Here is a 17,201-nt window from a genome sequence, read left to right on the forward strand (position 1 = left end):
GGGCTGGGCTTGACGCTTCCACGGCATCATCTATGATCTTAAAAAGTTAAGAAAAGTCTCTGCACGACCAATATTAAACAACTTTTCGTTATTTTGGTGTCCACTTTCTTGACAGAGGTCCAGAGGATCCGCCTCGAACTCTTGCAAAGTTATAACTTATAATGAAAGGCGACATACCACACATTAGGTGCATAATGTAACTTTTAAGCAATCAACAGCGCTTTATCACCTTTAAAAAACCTACCGCAACGCATAGTTATACTCAACAAAATTAATCATATCAACATCATAGAAATTTTTAAGTGCCAAGGCTGCTCCCCCAAGTGCACAAGCATCAGCCCCTAAATAGGAAGCTCGAATCTCCTGGTAATTATTTATTTTTGATGTTAATTTGTTTTGGATTTCATCAATATAGGGCAAATGTCCATTAAGGATTTCGCCGTTTAAAATGATTTTCTCAGGATTAAATATATTAATAATATTATTAAGTCCTATTGCCAAATAGTGAAGATAGTCGTCCAAGATCGCCTTGAAAGTACTATCATTTACCATCGCATCGATCCCTTCTGGAAGCGGTAGGGATGGGAATCTCGTTTTTAGTTCATTGGTAAACGATCGTTCAGATGCATATAGTTCCCAGCAACCTCGATTACCACAAGGGCAACGGTCGCCATTCGATTTTACAATCATATGGCCAATTTCCCCAGCAAAGCCTTTAAACCCGCGATAAATTTTATTGTCATTAACAATTCCAAGTCCTATTCCGGAGTATAAAGTAATAGAGAACAAGTCAGCTAGTGGCTCTTCATATACATGTTCAGCAAAAACGCACAGATTCGCATTATTATCTGTAGAAACGACGGTGTGAAAAGCTGCTTCAAGCCGCTCAGAAATGTTAATCGTAGACCATTTTTGGTTTGGGGTGAATACCACTTCATTTTTATTGTTGACGATCCCATGAATACCAACCCCAACCCCAACTAAACCAATCGGATGGTAGGACTGGTTAAATTGGTCAATCACTGGTGATAATACCTCAACTAAAAAATCTGCAACGTGATCGAGTGAAATATCGTTTATGGATAAGTTTATCCGATAAAAGGGCTTCCCCTGTAAATTTGTAAAAATAATATTCATATGAATTTCATCGATATCAATCCCAATGCTGTAACCCGCATCGCCATTAATTTCTAATAAGATTGGTTTACGTCCTCGTGTGACAGATGCGCCTTCATTTGTTTCGACCACAATCTGCTCATGAAGAAGATCGCTAACTTGCGCAGATACCGTCGCTTTATTTAGCCCGGTGATTCTTGCTAGTTTACTTCTTGATAAGGATTTGTTTTTAATTAATTCCTCAATTAATATTTTTCTGTTTAACTTTTTGATATAGCTTGCATCACCAGTATTCACTCTCTTTCCCCCTAAGCTATGTTTCATACAAAATTTAAAAACGGTTACATGAATTTTAAATTAAGACTTGAAAAATTAGTTGTTTCGCTATAAGATAATTATAAGAAAAATAGTTTGTTTAGTAAACAAAATAATTTTATATTTATAATTTGAGGGTAAAAGATACCTTGGTGTAAGAAAAGGAAAACCAATCTATTACAAAGGGTGAATACATGATGAAGACGTTTATTACAGAAGATTTCTTATTGTATAGTGAAACGGCAAAAGAACTTTATCATCATACGGCAAAGCATATGCCAATTATTGACTACCATAACCATTTAAATCAAAAGGAAATTTTAGATGATACGAACTATAACAACATTGCTGATATTTGGCTAGCTGGCGACCATTATAAATGGCGAGCAATGCGAGCGAATGGTATTAGTGAAGAGTTTGTTACTGGAAATAAAAGTGCTTATGAAAAGTTTTTAGCATGGGCAAAAACAGTTCCCAATTCATTTGGTAACCCATTATATCATTGGACACATTTGGAATTATTAAGATATTTCGATATTGATGAGTTATTAAATGAGAAATCTGCGCCGGCTATTTGGGAAGAAGCAAACCGAAAGTTAGCTACACCTGAAATGTCGGTTAGATCGTTATTGAAAAAAGAACAAGTTGAATTTGTCGGTACAACTGATGACCCAACAGATAGTTTAGAATACCATATTCAATTAGCAAAAGAAGATTTTGGAACGAAGGTATCCCCATCTTTCCGTCCAGATAAAGGATTGAACATTGAAAAAGATGAATTCCTATCATGGTTGGAAAAATTAGAACAAGTGACAAATACGTCGATTGAAAACTATCAAGATTTCTTAGCAAAATTAGCTGAGCGCGTCGACTTCTTTGATCAACAAGGATGTAAAAGCTCTGATCACGGCATTAGTGTGATGTTCTATGAAGAAGCAACAGAACAAGAAGCTGCGGAAATTTTCTCTAAGAGATTACAAGGAAAAGCATTAACAAAAAAAGAAATTGACCAGTTTAAAACCTATACACTAGTCGCATTAGGTGAAATGTATGCTGATAAAGGTTGGGTCATGCAACTACACATGGGTGCTTTAAGAAACAACAATACCCGTATGTTTGAGAAACTCGGTCCTGACAGTGGTTTTGATTCAATTGGTGACCGTTTGTTAGCAGATCCATTGGCAAGCTTCTTGAATGCTTTGGAAGCAAAAGAAAAGTTACCAAAAACCGTTCTCTATAGCTTGAACTCCCGTGATAATAATGTGCTTGCTGCTATGGCAGGTAATTTCCAAAATGCAGAAGTGCCTGGTAAAGTACAGGCAGGAACAGCATGGTGGTTTAACGACCATATCGATGGGATGGAAGATCAAATGAAGACACTTGCCAATATTGGTTTGATTAGTAACTTTGTTGGTATGCTTACCGATTCAAGAAGTTTCTTGTCCCTATCAAGACACGAGTATTTCCGAAGAATTCTATGTAACCTAATTGGTGGATGGGCTGAACAAGGAAAAGTACCAAAAGATATGACATTACTATCTCAATATATCGAGAATATTTGCTATGGCAACGCAAAGCGTTACTTTAACCTTTAGGCTGTTTTCTAAGAGTTTGTTGCTTATGTCAGATTAATATAAACTACGACGTAACTTTATTCCTTCTGTTCTTAATAAAATGAGTGGTATTATTACCGCTGCGGAAATACACTACGCTTTCCTGTGGGGAGCTGGGGAGTCTTCGTGTATTTCCTCCGCTTTGTTGTGTGCATCGTAATTTTATAGCTTTTTACTTGATTTACTTACACAAAATCATATTTCTCATAGATAACCATGAACTTCAGCTATTGATTTAGGTGTTTTATCTGACGTTATTCAGAACACCACTAAAAGCGTAGGTAGAATACGTAGACTCCTATGGGAACAGCGCGAGCTGAAGATCCACTTGGTAAAGTGGTTTTCTTTACCAAGTTAGCTGAAGCCGTGCCCATGGAAAGCGGAGTATTCTACCGAAGCGATTGTTTAGCACTCAATTTAAATCAGGAAAATGTTATTTTACAAAAATCAGTTACGTCAGAGTTTCCATCAACTCCGACGTTAAAAGCAAAAAACTATACAAAAAGAACCAACCTTTAAAACAATAATAGATTAGGAGAGAAAACACATGTCAAAACAACAAATTGGTGTTATTGGTTTAGCAGTAATGGGAAAAAATTTAGCATTAAACATCGAAAGCCGTGGGTACGCTGTTTCCGTATTTAACCGTTCCCCGGAAAAAACAGAAGCATTTTTACAAAATGAAGCAGCAGGAAAAAACTTCGTTGGCACCTATAATGTGGAAGAATTCGTTAATTCACTAGAAAAACCACGTAAAATATTATTAATGGTGAAAGCAGGTCCAGCAACAGATGCAACTATTGAATCTTTAATGCCATATCTAGATAAAGATGATATCTTGATCGATGGTGGGAACACATTCTTTGAAAATACCGTTCGTCGTAATAAAGAATTAAGTGAAAGAGGTATCCACTTTATTGGTGCAGGTGTTTCTGGTGGAGAAGAAGGTGCGCTAAACGGTCCTTCAATTATGCCTGGTGGTCAAAAAGAGGCCTATGATCTAGTAGAACCAATTCTAACTGCCATTTCAGCTAAAGTAGATGGAGACGACTGCTGTACGTACATTGGCCCAGATGGTGCTGGTCACTACGTGAAAATGGTCCATAATGGAATTGAATATGGAGATATGCAACTGATTTCTGAAGCTTATTTCATTATGAAACACGTGCTTGGATTAAGTACAGATGAACTGCATGAAGTGTTCGCAGAGTGGAATAAAGGGGAATTGGATAGTTATCTAATTGAAATCACAGCGGATATCTTTACGAAAAAAGATGATGAGACTGGTAAGCCATTAGTGGATGTTATCTTAGACACTGCTGGACAAAAAGGTACTGGTAAATGGACGAGTCAAAATGCCCTTGACTTAGGTGTACCACTTCCAGTCATCACTGAGTCTGTGTTTGCACGTTTTATCTCTGCCATGAAAGAAGAGCGAGTTAAAGCAAGCAAACTATTAAAAGGACCTGAAACAAAAGCTTACGATGGTGATAAGAAAGAACTTATCGAAGCAATTCGCAAAGCTTTATATATGAGTAAAATTTGCTCTTATGCACAAGGGTTTGCACAAATGCGTGCAGCATCTGAAGAAAATGATTGGAACTTGCGTTATGGAGATATTGCGATGATCTTCCGTGGCGGTTGTATCATTCGTGCGCAATTCCTGCAAAAAATTAAAGAAGCATATGACAATGATCCTCAACTAGCAAACTTATTATTAGATCCATACTTTAAAGATATTGTAGAGAACTATCAATCTGCTTTACGTGAAGTAGTAAAAATAGCGATGGATCAAGGTATTCCTGTACCATCATTTGCTAGTGCCATTGCGTACTATGATAGCTATCGTACAGAGACATTACCAGCCAACCTTTTACAAGCACAACGTGACTACTTTGGCGCACACACGTATCAACGTGTCGACAAAGAAGGCGTGTTCCATACGAACTGGATGGAATAATAACGAAGTCTCAGCTCACCCTGTTTATGATATAGTGAAAACTTCCATCAGTAGGTTCGAACAGCTTATTAAGGCCGGATGAATAAAAAATACAGTCCCCCTATGGTTTTTAATCATAGGGGGACCATCCTATTCTAAAGAGGCGATGATCGCATAATACAAAAACTAGCTTTACTGTCCCGAAAAGAGCGAGAGAAGAAAGGTTCGGTAATCGAAACACTCTTTACTGGTATAATTCACTAACAAATGGTAACCAATAAATATCTTTATAAGCGACTTGGTTGTTGTTTAAGTTAAGTATGGACTACCATTAAACCGTTTCAGATATATCAAGACTTAACTCAGGAATTTTTAAAAAGTTTTTAATTCCAAAAGCACATGCACCCATGACGGATGCTCTTTTACCTAAATCAGAGATGACGATATCCCGATATTGACTAACTGAAGAAGTGAGATGCTCCTTAATTTTATCAATCGCATTCGGATATAAATGTAAAACTTCACTGTTCAGCACGATTGTCTCAGGATTATACAAATTAATAATATTATTGAGACCAATCGAGATGTACTTCAGAAATTGTTCCATTTGTTCGCAAACATCAGCATTTTGTTCTTTAAGCCATTTCTTAAGCAGATCATAACTGACTTGTTGATTATTCATTTGTTCAGCCAATAAAGAAAATAAGCTTGATTCTGACGCATATAACTCCCAGCAACCTTTGTTTCCGCATCTGCATGGCTTGCCTTCTGGAAACAGTACCATGTGACCCATTTCGCCAGCGTAGCCGTGGTACCCTTTGATCAACTCACCATCCATAATAATTCCAAGACCGATTCCAGTATACATGTTGATGCATAGTAGGTTATCGGTATGGTGATACTGATACACTTTTTCAGCTAATGCACAAAGATTGGCGTTATTTTCGATGTGTATCGTTGTATCCAGTTGGTTTTCTAAATCTTCTTTAAGATTTTTGTTATGCCATTGATGTCGAGGAATAAAGAAGACCTGTTCATCTTTATTTACTGTTCCGTGAACAGAAACCACGACATTGACAATTCCATAACCTGAATCAGAATAAGTGTTTATGTAATCACCAATGTGATCAACTAGGATTTGAATAATCTGATCATAGTCAGATGTGTTTAACTCAACTATGTCATGGGTTAGAGAGTTTCCTAGTAAATCAGAAACATTGTAGGTAATGTGCTTATATTCTAAATCAATACCTAACACATACCCAGCCTGATTATTAAGTGAAAGCATGATTGGTCGTCTTCCAACCGTGTTATGTTCTTGACGTGTTTCATAGATTAGTTCTTCATCTAGTAAATCGGACACTTGGACAGAAATGGTTGCCTTATTTAATCCAGTAATTTTAGATAACTCTGCTCTTGAGATCATACCGTGTTCCACAATTTGACCTAGAATGTAACTGCGATTTATCTTTTTAATATAAGCACCATCACCAGTCATCATGGGTATCCCCCCTTTGAAAATATTTGTTATAATAATGACCATCATCTTCATTGTTCCATTTTTTAGAAATTATCGTTGTCAGATCAATAATGAAAGGGGTTACGATAAAACTATAGTTACTCAATGTCTATAATAAAACAATAATGTCATTTTAACAACTTTATTTGACTGTAATTGATTATGTCGAAGAAAAAACAAACACGAAAAATGAGAAGGAGTTAAATCATGAGGACACTGTATTTTGATTGTTTTTCAGGTATTAGCGGAGATATGGTAATTGGCGCACTGTTAGATGCAGGAGCAGATTTCAATAAACTAGAAACAGAATTAAAGAAACTGAATATAGAAGCAGAATATGAATTAACGACAAGTAAAGTGGTGAAAAACGGTATAACAAGTACTAAATTTGATGTGTTGTTAAAAAATGAGGACCATTCTCATCATCACGAACATGCTCATGAGCATCATCATAGTCACGACCACCATCATCACCATGACCACAGTCATCACGATCACGCACATAGTCACGGAACTAGTTCTGGTCACCACCATGATCATAGTCATCATGACCATGCACACGACCATCATCACGATCACGTACATCGGACTTATCAAGATATTGTTAAGCTGATTAAAACGGCAGGATTTTCGGAGCAAATCGAAACAATGGCTCTGAAAATTTTTGAAAAGATTGGAAAAGCTGAAGGGAAAATTCACGGAATGCCTTTGGAAAAAGTGCATTTTCACGAAGTCGGCGCAGTTGATTCGATTATCGATATTATCGGTGCTGCTATTTTAATCGATGATTTAAATATTGATGTTGTGAAATCATCATCTGTGGCAGTAGGTTCCGGAAAGATTCGAATTGACCATGGTGTCTATCCCGTTCCCGCTCCAGCAACATTAGAAATGTTAACAGAAGTACCGATCCAACAAAGTGAATTGCAGGCTGAATTAACGACGCCAACAGGAGCGGCTATCATAGCGGTGCTTGTAGAAGAATTTAGTACACTACCTTCCATGAAAATACAGACTGTTGGCTATGGTGCTGGAACAAAAACGTTTAAAGACCAGCCAAATGTGCTTCGCGTGATGGTTGGAGAAGAGTAGTCGTATATAAGGATAAACAGATCCCAATTCTTTTACTGAGGCTCTTTTTCATAATAACTATTCCGTTATTAGCTGATGAACGGCGATACGGTAATACATCGAAAGTAACCTTTATTCTACTGAAAAAATGACACAACACAGAAATAGTCATACAGTATCTTCAAACAAAGAGTGAGGAGAATGAATCATGACAACTGTTAGGTTAGGGATTATTGGTTTAGGAGTACAAGGTAGTGCATATGCAGACTTAATCGCTAAAAATAAAATTAAAAATATGGAAATCGGTGCTCTATGCGTCCACCGTTCAAGCAAAGTAAAGGAAGCTGAGCGAAGATTTCCAGGCATACCGGTTTTTGATAATTATGTAGCGATGATGAAAAGTGGGGAAGTGGATGCAGTCGTGATCTGTGTCCCTCACTATTTGCACCCCGAAATTGCCATGCAAGGATTGAATCATGATCTTCATGTTTTATTAGAAAAGCCAGCAGCTATCCATGCCAAGCACATAAAAGAAGTGAATAAGCTAGCAACGAACAAGCCATCATTAACATTTGCAATGATGTACAACCAAAGGACAAACGAGCTTTACCAAAAAGTGAAGGAAGTAATCGACAATGACGGTATTGGGCCCATTCGACGTGCAAATTGGATGATAACAACGTGGTGGCGCCCACAAGCATATTACGATCAAAGCTCGTGGCGTGCAACATGGGAAGGAGAAGGTGGAGGTGTTCTTGTCAATCAAGCACCACACCAACTGGATTTATTTCAATGGCTTTGTGGCATGCCCAAAAAAGTGTTTGCTACTATTCAATATGGTTATCAACGAGACATAACCGTCGATGATGATGTGACAGCAATTTTTGATTACGGAAATGGTGCAACGGGTATATTCACAACGTGTACACATGACATAATCGGCACAGATCGTTTAGAGATTATGGGTGATAAAGGGAAAATGATTGTGGAAGATAGTAAAAAGCTAACGATAAAACGTCTCCATCAATCAGAATCCACATTAAGTGATACGTTGGCCATGCAAGATTTAAAGGAGTTGATAACTCAACAGGGCTCAGCACAGATGTATGAGGAAGAAGTGCTTGAATTTAACAGTGTATGGGGAGAACAACACACGGCATTATTAGAAAACTTTGCAGCCAATATTTTGGATGGAACCCCATTACTAGCCCCCGGTAAAGAAGGGGTTCACGCTGTTGAATTAACAAATGCTATCTACTTATCTAGTTGGTTAGCCGAAGAGGTAACAGTTCCTGTTGATGAAAACTTATTTGAAGTAGAGTTATCCAAGAAAATTGCAGAAGAAAAACGGCAGTCTTTTTCTGATTAATTAGCAAAATAAGTTGTCCTGGATTGACTGAATGACAGGGAAATGATATTCTTACATTAATAATTTGTTTACTAAACAAATTATTAATGTAAGTTGTATAGAATTATAAATTTTAACAATTATAAGTGTAAGTGCAATAGTGTATAAGATCTGATGAGGGAGATAATTTTAGGTAAAGTTGTATTCCAAAAGTTTTGTCATATTAAGTAGTATAGAATGCGACGTAACAGGATAGCAAAGATAGGACCTGCTCGTTCTCAAAATGGGGGTCTTTTACTGGATAGCTTATTGAGGGACCGGTTCAACAGATGAAACGGTTCGTGATTCCGTTATTTCAAGAAAAGGGACTAAATAGAGGGGGAAGCGGTTCGTGATTCCTCTATTTGGCCTAAAAGAAGGAAAAATGGTTACAAAAATAGCAAATAGCGGAATAAGAAACCGCTTTGTCGCCAAAATCGGGCAGTTTTGCTAAATAACGGAATGAGGATCCACTTCCGGCCCACCCAAGCAAAGTTACGTCGGTGTCCCTCAACTACAAAGTAAAAAAACAACAAATTTAAAGTAGCCTTTTGTAAAGGATTCCAGTTTCATGTATGTTGAAATTAGAATATGAACAATACAGAAGAAGGAGTGGTGATGGATGGGCGTTATTCAAGAACTGTTGAAAGATATTCCAGTACCCAAAATGGCGAAGGTGAAACAAGAATTTGACCGTTCGCAAATAGATGATCTCAGTGAGGCTTTACAAGAGCAGTTGGCCAGAGACGAAGTGAAACAAACGGTCAAACCTGGAATGGAGATTGCAGTAGCGGTTGGAAGTCGAGGGTTAGATCGTTTAGTTGAAACGGTAGCAGAAACGATAAACTATTTACAACAGTTAGGTGCAAAGCCATTTATAGTTCCTTGTATGGGGAGTCATGGTGGTGCAACAGATGAAGGACAAAAAGAGGTATTAGAACATCTAGGGATCACCAAGGAAAATGTAAACGCTGAGATTCGTTCTTCTATGGAAGTCATTAAGGTAGGAGAGTTAGAAAATGGCTTGCCTGTTTATGTGGATAAAATTTCATCAGAAGCAGACGGCATTGTGGTCATCAACCGTGTGAAGCCTCATACAGCCTTTCGTGGCCCAGTTGAGAGTGGCATTATGAAGATGATTAGTATTGGTTTAGGGAAACAAAAGGGTGCCGAGGCCTGCCACCAATTAGGTTTTAAACATATGGCAGAGCATGTGCCAGCAATGGCAAAAATGATCATGTCAAAAATGCCAATATTATTTTCAGTTGCCACAGTAGAAAATGCTTTTGATAAGGTGAAGGCCTTAGAGGTATTGCTACCTGATGAAGTCGAGGAAAGAGAGATCGTTTTACAACAACTTGCAAAAGATTCTTTGCCGAAAATTCAATTTGATGAAATTGATGTGCTTGTCATCGATGAAATTGGTAAAAACATAAGTGGGGATGGCATGGATCCGAACATTACAGGACGTTATCCGACGCCATATGCATATGGTGGTCCTGATGTAACGAAGATGGTGGTGCTTGATTTAACCCCTGAAACGGGTGGAAATGCGAATGGAGTTGGAACAGCAGACTTCACCACCCAACGACTTGTGGACAAAATGGATCGTGACACAACCTATGCCAATGGCTTAACATCTACGGTTGTTGGACCAACACACATCTCAACAGCGTTACCAAATGATATTCAAGCAATTAAAGCGGCAATTAAGACATGTAACATTTTAGACTTTACCAAAGTGAAAATGGTACGCATAAAGAACACATTAGAAGTAAGTGAAATTGAAGTGTCTGAAGCATTGTTAGACGAAGTGAAACAGCATCCAGACATGGAACAGCAATCTGATCTATATGAAATCAAGCTTGATGAACAAGGAAATTTAGCATAACAATAAGGGGAGGAATCGGAAATGACAAACTTATTTGATTTAACAGGAAAGATCGCAGTAGTAATTGGTGGAAATGGTGTATTAGGTGGCTCAATGGCTAAAGGTTTAGCTGCACAAGGAGCAGAGGTAGCAATTGTAGGACGTAATTTAGAAAAGGCAGAAGCAGTAACTGCTGAGATTAAGGGAGACGGTGGAAAAGCGAAAGCCTTTCAAGCTGATATAAGTACAAAAGAATCAATTGAAAACCTTGCTAATGATATTGAAGCATGGTCAGGCGGATGGGATATCCTAGTCAACTCATCTGGTAAAAATAGCCCAACACCTTTCTTTGATTTAGACACAGATGAATGGGATGACATCATGGACGTTAACTTAAGAGGTCTCGTATTCACTACGCAAGTATTTGCGAAGCGCATGGTGGATCAAGAAAGAAAAGGAAGTATCATTAATATCTCATCCGTTTCTTCCACTACACCATTATCAAAAGTGTTTACGTATTCTGCATCAAAAGCAGGAGTAAACAGTGTGACACAATTCTTAGCTAGAGAGTTTGCACCATATGGCATTCGTGTAAATGCTATTATTCCAGGCTTTTTCCCCGCGGAACAAAACCGTAAGATCTTAAGTGATGAGCGAATTAATCAAATCATGAGTCACACACCAATGGATCGTTTTGGTGAGCCAGAAGAATTGCAAGGAGCAGCCGTATATCTTGCTTCAGACAAAGCTTCAGGCTTTGTAACAGGACACCTTCTTCGTGTTGATGGTGGATTCGGTAGCATGACCATTTAAGCAAGGTAAGAAAAGAAGGGAGATAGACCATTGTTAAAGGAAAAGTATGAGAAGTTAACATCTATTCTCCAAGATATGAACAAGGTTGTTGTCGCTTTTTCTGGCGGGGTAGATAGTACACTTTTATTAAAAGTAGCCCTTGATACATTAGGTCCAGACAATGTATTAGCTGTTACAGCAGATTCTGAAACCTATCCGTCAAGTGAACTATTAGAAGCGAAAAGATTAGCTAAATTTATAGGGGCTAATCACCAAGTAATGGAAACATCTGAGTTAGCTATTCCGGGTTATACGGAAAATGATAAAAACCGGTGCTACTTTTGCAAAAATAGTTTATTTGATCATCTGAAACCAATTATGGAGGAAAAAGGTTTCCAAAATGTTGTCTATGGTGTGATTGCGGATGATTTAAGCGAGCATCGTCCAGGTATGCGTGCAGCTAAGGAACAAGGTGTACGTGGTCCGTTAGCAGAAGCTGGTTTGTACAAAGATGAAATAAGGGAGCTTTCTCGTGAAAGAGAATTGCCAACATGGGATAAACCGTCGTTTGCTTGTTTATCTTCGCGTATTGCTTATGGCGAAAAGATTACCCAAGCAAAGCTTTCGAAAGTGGAAAAATCAGAAGCATACCTTAAATCGCTTGGTATCCGTCAAGTAAGGGTGCGAACTCATGAAGAAATTGCTAGAATTGAAGTAGAACCAAATGACATGAATGTTATTTTAAATCATCATGAAACAATCTCGAAGAAACTTCAAGACTTTGGTTATAACTATATTACGTTAGATTTGATAGGTTATAAAAGTGGTAGCATGAATAAAGTACTATCAAGCTAAAGGGAACTGCCCCTTTAGCTTGATATGTAGTAAAGGAAGAGGTTGCTATGAAAAAAGAGTTCATCATTGGCCTAGATATGGGTACGACTAGTGTAAAAGCAGTGTTATTTGACTTAAATGGGAATCTAGTAGAAGAAGTAGAAAAAATGATCACCTCTTATTATCCACAACAAGATTGGGTGGAACAAGATCCACAAGAAATTGAAAAGCAATCATTAGTAGCGATTAAGGATTTAGTAGCTAAAGCGAATGTGGGAAAAGATGCGTTACTAGGGTTAGGAATTTCATGTGCGATGCACTCCCTGATTTGTGTAGATGAAAATAATCAGGCCTTATCTAATATGTTGATTTGGGCAGATGGTCGAAGCAGTGCGCAAGCAGAGAAACTGAAAGAAACTGTTGGTAAAGATATGTATATGAAAACAGGGACACCTATTCATCCAATGTCTCCGCTTGTTAAATTACTGTGGATGAAGGAAACAGATTTCGCTCCTTATCAACAAGCAAGTTATTTCATGTCCATGAAGGAATTTTTACTGCAGCAATGGTTTGGTGAGCGCGTGGTTGACTATTCAATGGCTTCTGCTTCTGGACTAATGAATTTAGAGACATTGAAATGGGATCAAGCTGCCCTTGATTTAGTAGGGATTAAGGAAAGTCAACTTTCAGAAATTGTTCCACCAACAAAAACGTTAACAAATATGTCAGAAGAACTAGCAGCAGAAATGGGGATCTCTTCGGATATGCCGTTTGTGATTGGTGCTGCTGACGGTCAGTTAGCTAACCTTGGTAATGGGGCAATTTCACCTGGAGAAGTGGCTGTTTCTGTTGGTACAAGTGGAGCTATCCGTCAGTTCACAACAGGTATGCCAGTGAATGAAAAGCAAGAAACGTTTACGTATGCATTTACCCACGACACGTCTATCATTGGTGGAGCCACGAATAATGGTGGTATTGCTTTGCAGTGGTTAAAAGACTTATTAGAATTTGAAGGTACTCATGACGAGTTTCTTGCAGGCGTAGAGGATATTGAAGCTGGTGCGGAAGGAATTCTATTCTTACCATATGTCAATGGAGAGAGAGCGCCATTATGGAACCAAAAGGCTAGAGGGAACTTTTTTGGCTTAAGTATTGGGCATAAAAAGAATCACTTAGCTCGTGCTGTTCTAGAAGGCATTACGTTCAATCTCTATCAAATTGGAACTTCATTAGAGGAAGTTGCAGGAAAACCTAAGAAGATTAGTGTGAATGGTGGCTTATCCAAGTCCGCTACATGGGTGCAGATTATGGCAGATGTGTTCGGCCAAGAAATTCATCTATCAGATACACACCATAATGCCGCATGGGGCGCTGCTTGGACGGCTTTAGTTGGCTTAGGTAAGATAGATTCTTTTGAGGACATTAAACAAAATATCCCTACTGGAAAAGTGATATCCCCCAACCTAGAACAACACAAAAGGTATCAAAACATTTATAAAAAATATAAAAAGTTAACAACAGATTTAGCTGGTTATTTTAATGATTAAAGAGAACCATCCCTTATTAAATGTGGGGGATGGTTGTTTTATTCAGCCGTGCAAGACCCTTTTTACAGCACCTGTCCATTAAGAACTGATCATTTTGAAAAAAACGCTATAAAAAAGGGTTGCATTTTGCAAACGTATACAATAAAATAAGGATAAGTTAATTAGTTTGTTTTGCAAACAAAATAATTAGGAATTATATGGAATAACTTTTTGAAGGTGTAGAAACTTCTTTGAAAATGGAGGGATTAGCATGAGCCAGACAACAGCAAACAATCAAGAAGCAATGGTACCACCAAATGGAGGAGGAAATAACATTCGTCCGTTTGGTTTGAAAGATAAAGTAGGGTATTTATTAGGCGATTTTGGTAATGACTTTTCGTTCATTCTTGTAAGTGCTTTCCTAATGGTGTATTATACCGATGTTTTTGGTGTTAGTGCAGGTGCGGTAGGTACACTGTTTTTAGTTGCACGATTATGGGATGCGGTTACGGACGTGTTATGGGGAAGATTTATCGATTCAAGAAAAACAACTTCAATGGGTAAGTTCAGACCTTGGATCTTCCGAATGTCATTTCCACTAGTCATATCAAGTGTGTTACTGTTCACTTATATTCCTGGTATGGGAGACGGATTTTATTTAGCTTATGCTTATGTAACCTATATTTTATGGGGGATGTTATATACTACCGTTAATATACCTTATGGTTCCATGGCAGCAGTTATATCAGATGATGCTGTTCACCGTACACAATTGTCAGGTTGGAGAACAATGGGGGCAATGGCGGCTAACTTATTTATTAACGCGCTTGCACCATTAATCGTATTCGTCGATAATGAACTATCTGCAAATCGTATGTTCATGACTGCTGTAGTCTTTAGTATTTTAGCGCTTGCTTGTTTTATGGGATGTGTGAAGTTATCAAGAGAAAGAATCCAAAATCCTGATACGAAGCCAGGTGAAGGGAATAGCCTTGGTAAAACGTTTAAAGCACTGCTGAAGAATAGACCGTTAATCTCCATTTTATTAGCTTCTCTATTGTTTATGATGTGTATGTTATTAGTAGGTACAATTAATGTCTATCTATTTAAAGATTACTTTGGAAGCGCATCAACTATGAGTATATTCGGTGTCCTTCAAGGTGCTGCAGTATTCCTTATGATGCCAACATTAAAACCATTAGTAGGTAGATTTGGTAAAAAGGAAATGGCCGCGTCCGGTATGTTATTTGCAGGGACCTTCTATATAGTTCTCTACTTCATACCTAATATTTCACTTACAATGTTCTTAATCTTAAATGGTATTGGTTTATTAGGTTTCGCACTATTTAATTTAATTATTTGGGCGTTTGTTACAGATGCGATTGATTACCAAGAATATTTAACTGGAGAACGTGAAGATGGGACAGTTTATGCAGTATATTCATTTGCAAGAAAAGTAGGCCAAGCGTTCGCTGGTGGTCTTGGTGGTTATGCGCTAGCATTAATCGGATATAACGAAGGTGCTTCCACACAAACTGAAGCGGTAAAAGATGGTATTTATGCGGTTGCAACACTTGTACCAGGGGTTATCTATATTATAGTATTTTTACTCGTAGTGTTTGCATACCCGCTAAACAAAAAGCGAACAAACCAACTTGCTACTGACTTAGCTCAAAAGCGAGAGGAAAAATTAGATAACGAATAAACGGGGAGTTTGGATTTGAAATGAAAGGGTTTGCCTCTCTCATGAATCATGAGGAGGCAGGCCCTTTGTTGTTTGTTACGTCGTAGTTTCTATCTACTCCACCTAACTACAAATGTAAAGAAAGTCCCCAACTACAAATAAGCTTATTTTTCATTTACAATAGGAAAAGATATAAATAGTAAATTGTACAAAAACTAGATAATCTAGTCAAAACAACAAAGTGAGGCAAAAATATGGATGATATTTTAAAACAAGTACAAGAAGGAAAACTGAGTGTGACAGAAGCAAAGGAAAAGTTAGCGACCTATGAAAATTTAGGATTTGCAAAAGTGGATCATCATCGTGAAAAGAGACAAGGATTCCCAGAAGTTATTTATGGAGAAGGTAAGTCAGTCGAACATCTATTATCAATTATAAATGCAATGGCTTCCAAGAAAAATAATGTATTAATAACTAGAGTGACAAAGGAAAAAGCGGAGCAGATCCGTAAACAATATACACAGTTTACTTATAATGAGCAAGCACGGGTACTATTCTGGAAGCAAGATGTAGAGGAACAAAGCAAACAGTCGGGATACATAGCAATTGTGTGTGCAGGTACTTCGGATTTACCTGTGGCAGAAGAGGCGGCTATTACTGCTGAAGCCTTAGGATGTGACGTTCGTCGCTTTTATGATGTTGGTGTAGCAGGAATTCACCGTCTACTTGATAATATAGAAGAGATTCAAAATGCAACCGTATCTGTTGTTGTTGCAGGAATGGAAGGGGCACTCCCTAGCGTTGTAGGTGGACTTGTCTCCCATCCAGTCATGGCTGTTCCGACAAGTGTTGGGTATGGTGCGAATTTTCAAGGGTTATCCGCTCTTTTAACGATGTTAAATTCTTGTGCGTCTGGAATTAGTGTCGTCAATATTGATAATGGGTTTGGTGGAGCGTACAATGCAGCGTTAATCCATCGTCTAGCAAATGAGTAGTAGTCTGAGTTAGAGAGGAGTGTACATATGGTTCCTCATCCACCTAATGAAGAACACATTGATGGTCAAATGGTGAAAATGGAAGTAAACCTGGATGATATTTCGGGAGAGTGGCTAGGGTATGTCATGGATGTCCTGTTTGAAGCCGGCGCTAATGACGTTTTCTATACGCCTATTTATATGAAAAAAAATAGACCAGGTATTTTGCTACAGTTATTATGTAGTAAAACGAGTATGGAAAAAATGAAAGAAATTTTGCTGCGAGAGACAACGACATTGGGAATTCGTTATTATCCTTTGACCGTTCATCGAATGGAACGCAATTTTAAAAAGGTGCAAACAGACTGGGGAGCAGTTACCGTTAAGCAAGGGATTTCAAATGGAGAGGTCTTCCAAAGTTCACCTGAATTTGAAGATTGTAAAGAGATTGCCAAGCGAATGAATGTGCCTTTAAAAAAGGTATATGAACAAGTTTGGCAAGCATTAGCTGAAAATAGAAAGAGTAACTAGAGAAAAAGGAGTTCGACTGGAGCTCCTTTT

The 17,201-nt window shown here is 38.0% G+C and carries 13 protein-coding genes; 11 read left to right on the forward strand and 2 right to left on the reverse strand.

What is annotated here, in order from left to right; all coding sequences use genetic code 11:
• Positions 1 to 240: 240 nt before the first annotated feature.
• A complete protein-coding gene (locus FCI53_RS16210; RefSeq protein ID WP_171038213.1) occupies positions 241 to 1,413 on the reverse strand; it encodes an ROK family transcriptional regulator in 1,173 nt (390 codons plus the stop codon).
• A gap of 215 nt (positions 1,414 to 1,628) precedes the next feature.
• Between FCI53_RS16210 and uxaC the strand changes: the two genes are divergently transcribed.
• Positions 1,629 to 3,026: a glucuronate isomerase gene (gene uxaC, locus FCI53_RS16215; RefSeq protein WP_138420091.1), complete on the forward strand. Its 1,398-nt coding sequence runs from the start codon at positions 1,629 to 1,631 to the stop codon at positions 3,024 to 3,026.
• A 565-nt stretch (positions 3,027 to 3,591) separates the two neighbouring features.
• Complete coding sequence (gndA, locus tag FCI53_RS16220) at positions 3,592 to 5,004, forward strand: NADP-dependent phosphogluconate dehydrogenase (RefSeq protein ID WP_138420092.1); 1,413 nt, start codon at positions 3,592 to 3,594, stop codon at positions 5,002 to 5,004.
• 310 nt (positions 5,005 to 5,314) lie between these two features.
• On the opposite strand, the gene FCI53_RS16225 is transcribed toward gndA, so the two are convergent.
• The gene (locus FCI53_RS16225; RefSeq protein WP_138420093.1) at positions 5,315 to 6,484 is read right to left on the reverse strand and encodes an ROK family transcriptional regulator; all 1,170 of its coding nucleotides are present in this window, start codon (positions 6,482 to 6,484) and stop codon (positions 5,315 to 5,317) included.
• A 225-nt stretch (positions 6,485 to 6,709) separates the two neighbouring features.
• Between FCI53_RS16225 and larC the strand changes: the two genes are divergently transcribed.
• The 9 genes from larC to larC2 all read left to right on the forward strand — a co-directional run bounded on the left by larC (position 6,710) and on the right by larC2 (position 17,171).
• Positions 6,710 to 7,594, forward strand: coding sequence for a nickel pincer cofactor biosynthesis protein LarC (larC, locus tag FCI53_RS16230; RefSeq protein ID WP_138420094.1), 885 nt, complete (start codon positions 6,710 to 6,712; stop codon positions 7,592 to 7,594).
• 187 nt (positions 7,595 to 7,781) lie between these two features.
• Positions 7,782 to 8,942: a Gfo/Idh/MocA family protein gene (locus tag FCI53_RS16235; RefSeq protein ID WP_138420095.1), complete on the forward strand. Its 1,161-nt coding sequence runs from the start codon at positions 7,782 to 7,784 to the stop codon at positions 8,940 to 8,942.
• 640 nt (positions 8,943 to 9,582) lie between these two features.
• The gene (locus FCI53_RS16240; RefSeq protein ID WP_138420096.1) at positions 9,583 to 10,851 is read left to right on the forward strand and encodes a nickel pincer cofactor-dependent isomerase, group 22; all 1,269 of its coding nucleotides are present in this window, start codon (positions 9,583 to 9,585) and stop codon (positions 10,849 to 10,851) included.
• 21 nt (positions 10,852 to 10,872) lie between these two features.
• Positions 10,873 to 11,643 carry an SDR family oxidoreductase gene (locus FCI53_RS16245; RefSeq protein ID WP_138420097.1) on the forward strand — a complete coding sequence of 257 codons (771 nt, stop codon included), beginning with the start codon at positions 10,873 to 10,875 and terminating at the stop codon, positions 11,641 to 11,643.
• Positions 11,644 to 11,673: 30 nt separating this feature from the next.
• A complete protein-coding gene (gene larE / locus FCI53_RS16250; RefSeq protein WP_138420098.1) occupies positions 11,674 to 12,477 on the forward strand; it encodes an ATP-dependent sacrificial sulfur transferase LarE in 804 nt (267 codons plus the stop codon).
• Positions 12,478 to 12,524: 47 nt separating this feature from the next.
• Positions 12,525 to 14,003 (forward strand): gluconokinase, encoded by a 1,479-nt coding sequence (locus FCI53_RS16255; protein WP_138420099.1) that lies wholly within the window; start codon positions 12,525 to 12,527, stop codon positions 14,001 to 14,003.
• A 250-nt stretch (positions 14,004 to 14,253) separates the two neighbouring features.
• Positions 14,254 to 15,687 carry an MFS transporter gene (locus FCI53_RS16260; RefSeq protein ID WP_138420100.1) on the forward strand — a complete coding sequence of 478 codons (1,434 nt, stop codon included), beginning with the start codon at positions 14,254 to 14,256 and terminating at the stop codon, positions 15,685 to 15,687.
• A gap of 233 nt (positions 15,688 to 15,920) precedes the next feature.
• Positions 15,921 to 16,661, forward strand: coding sequence for a nickel pincer cofactor biosynthesis protein LarB (gene larB / locus FCI53_RS16265; protein ID WP_138420101.1), 741 nt, complete (start codon positions 15,921 to 15,923; stop codon positions 16,659 to 16,661).
• Positions 16,662 to 16,688: 27 nt separating this feature from the next.
• Complete coding sequence (larC2, locus tag FCI53_RS16270; protein WP_138420102.1) at positions 16,689 to 17,171, forward strand: nickel pincer cofactor biosynthesis protein LarC2; 483 nt, start codon at positions 16,689 to 16,691, stop codon at positions 17,169 to 17,171.
• Positions 17,172 to 17,201 lie beyond the last annotated feature (30 nt).

The organism is Aquibacillus sediminis (genome assembly GCF_005870085.1).
Lineage (GTDB): Bacteria > Bacillota > Bacilli > Bacillales > Amphibacillaceae > Aquibacillus_E > Aquibacillus_E sediminis.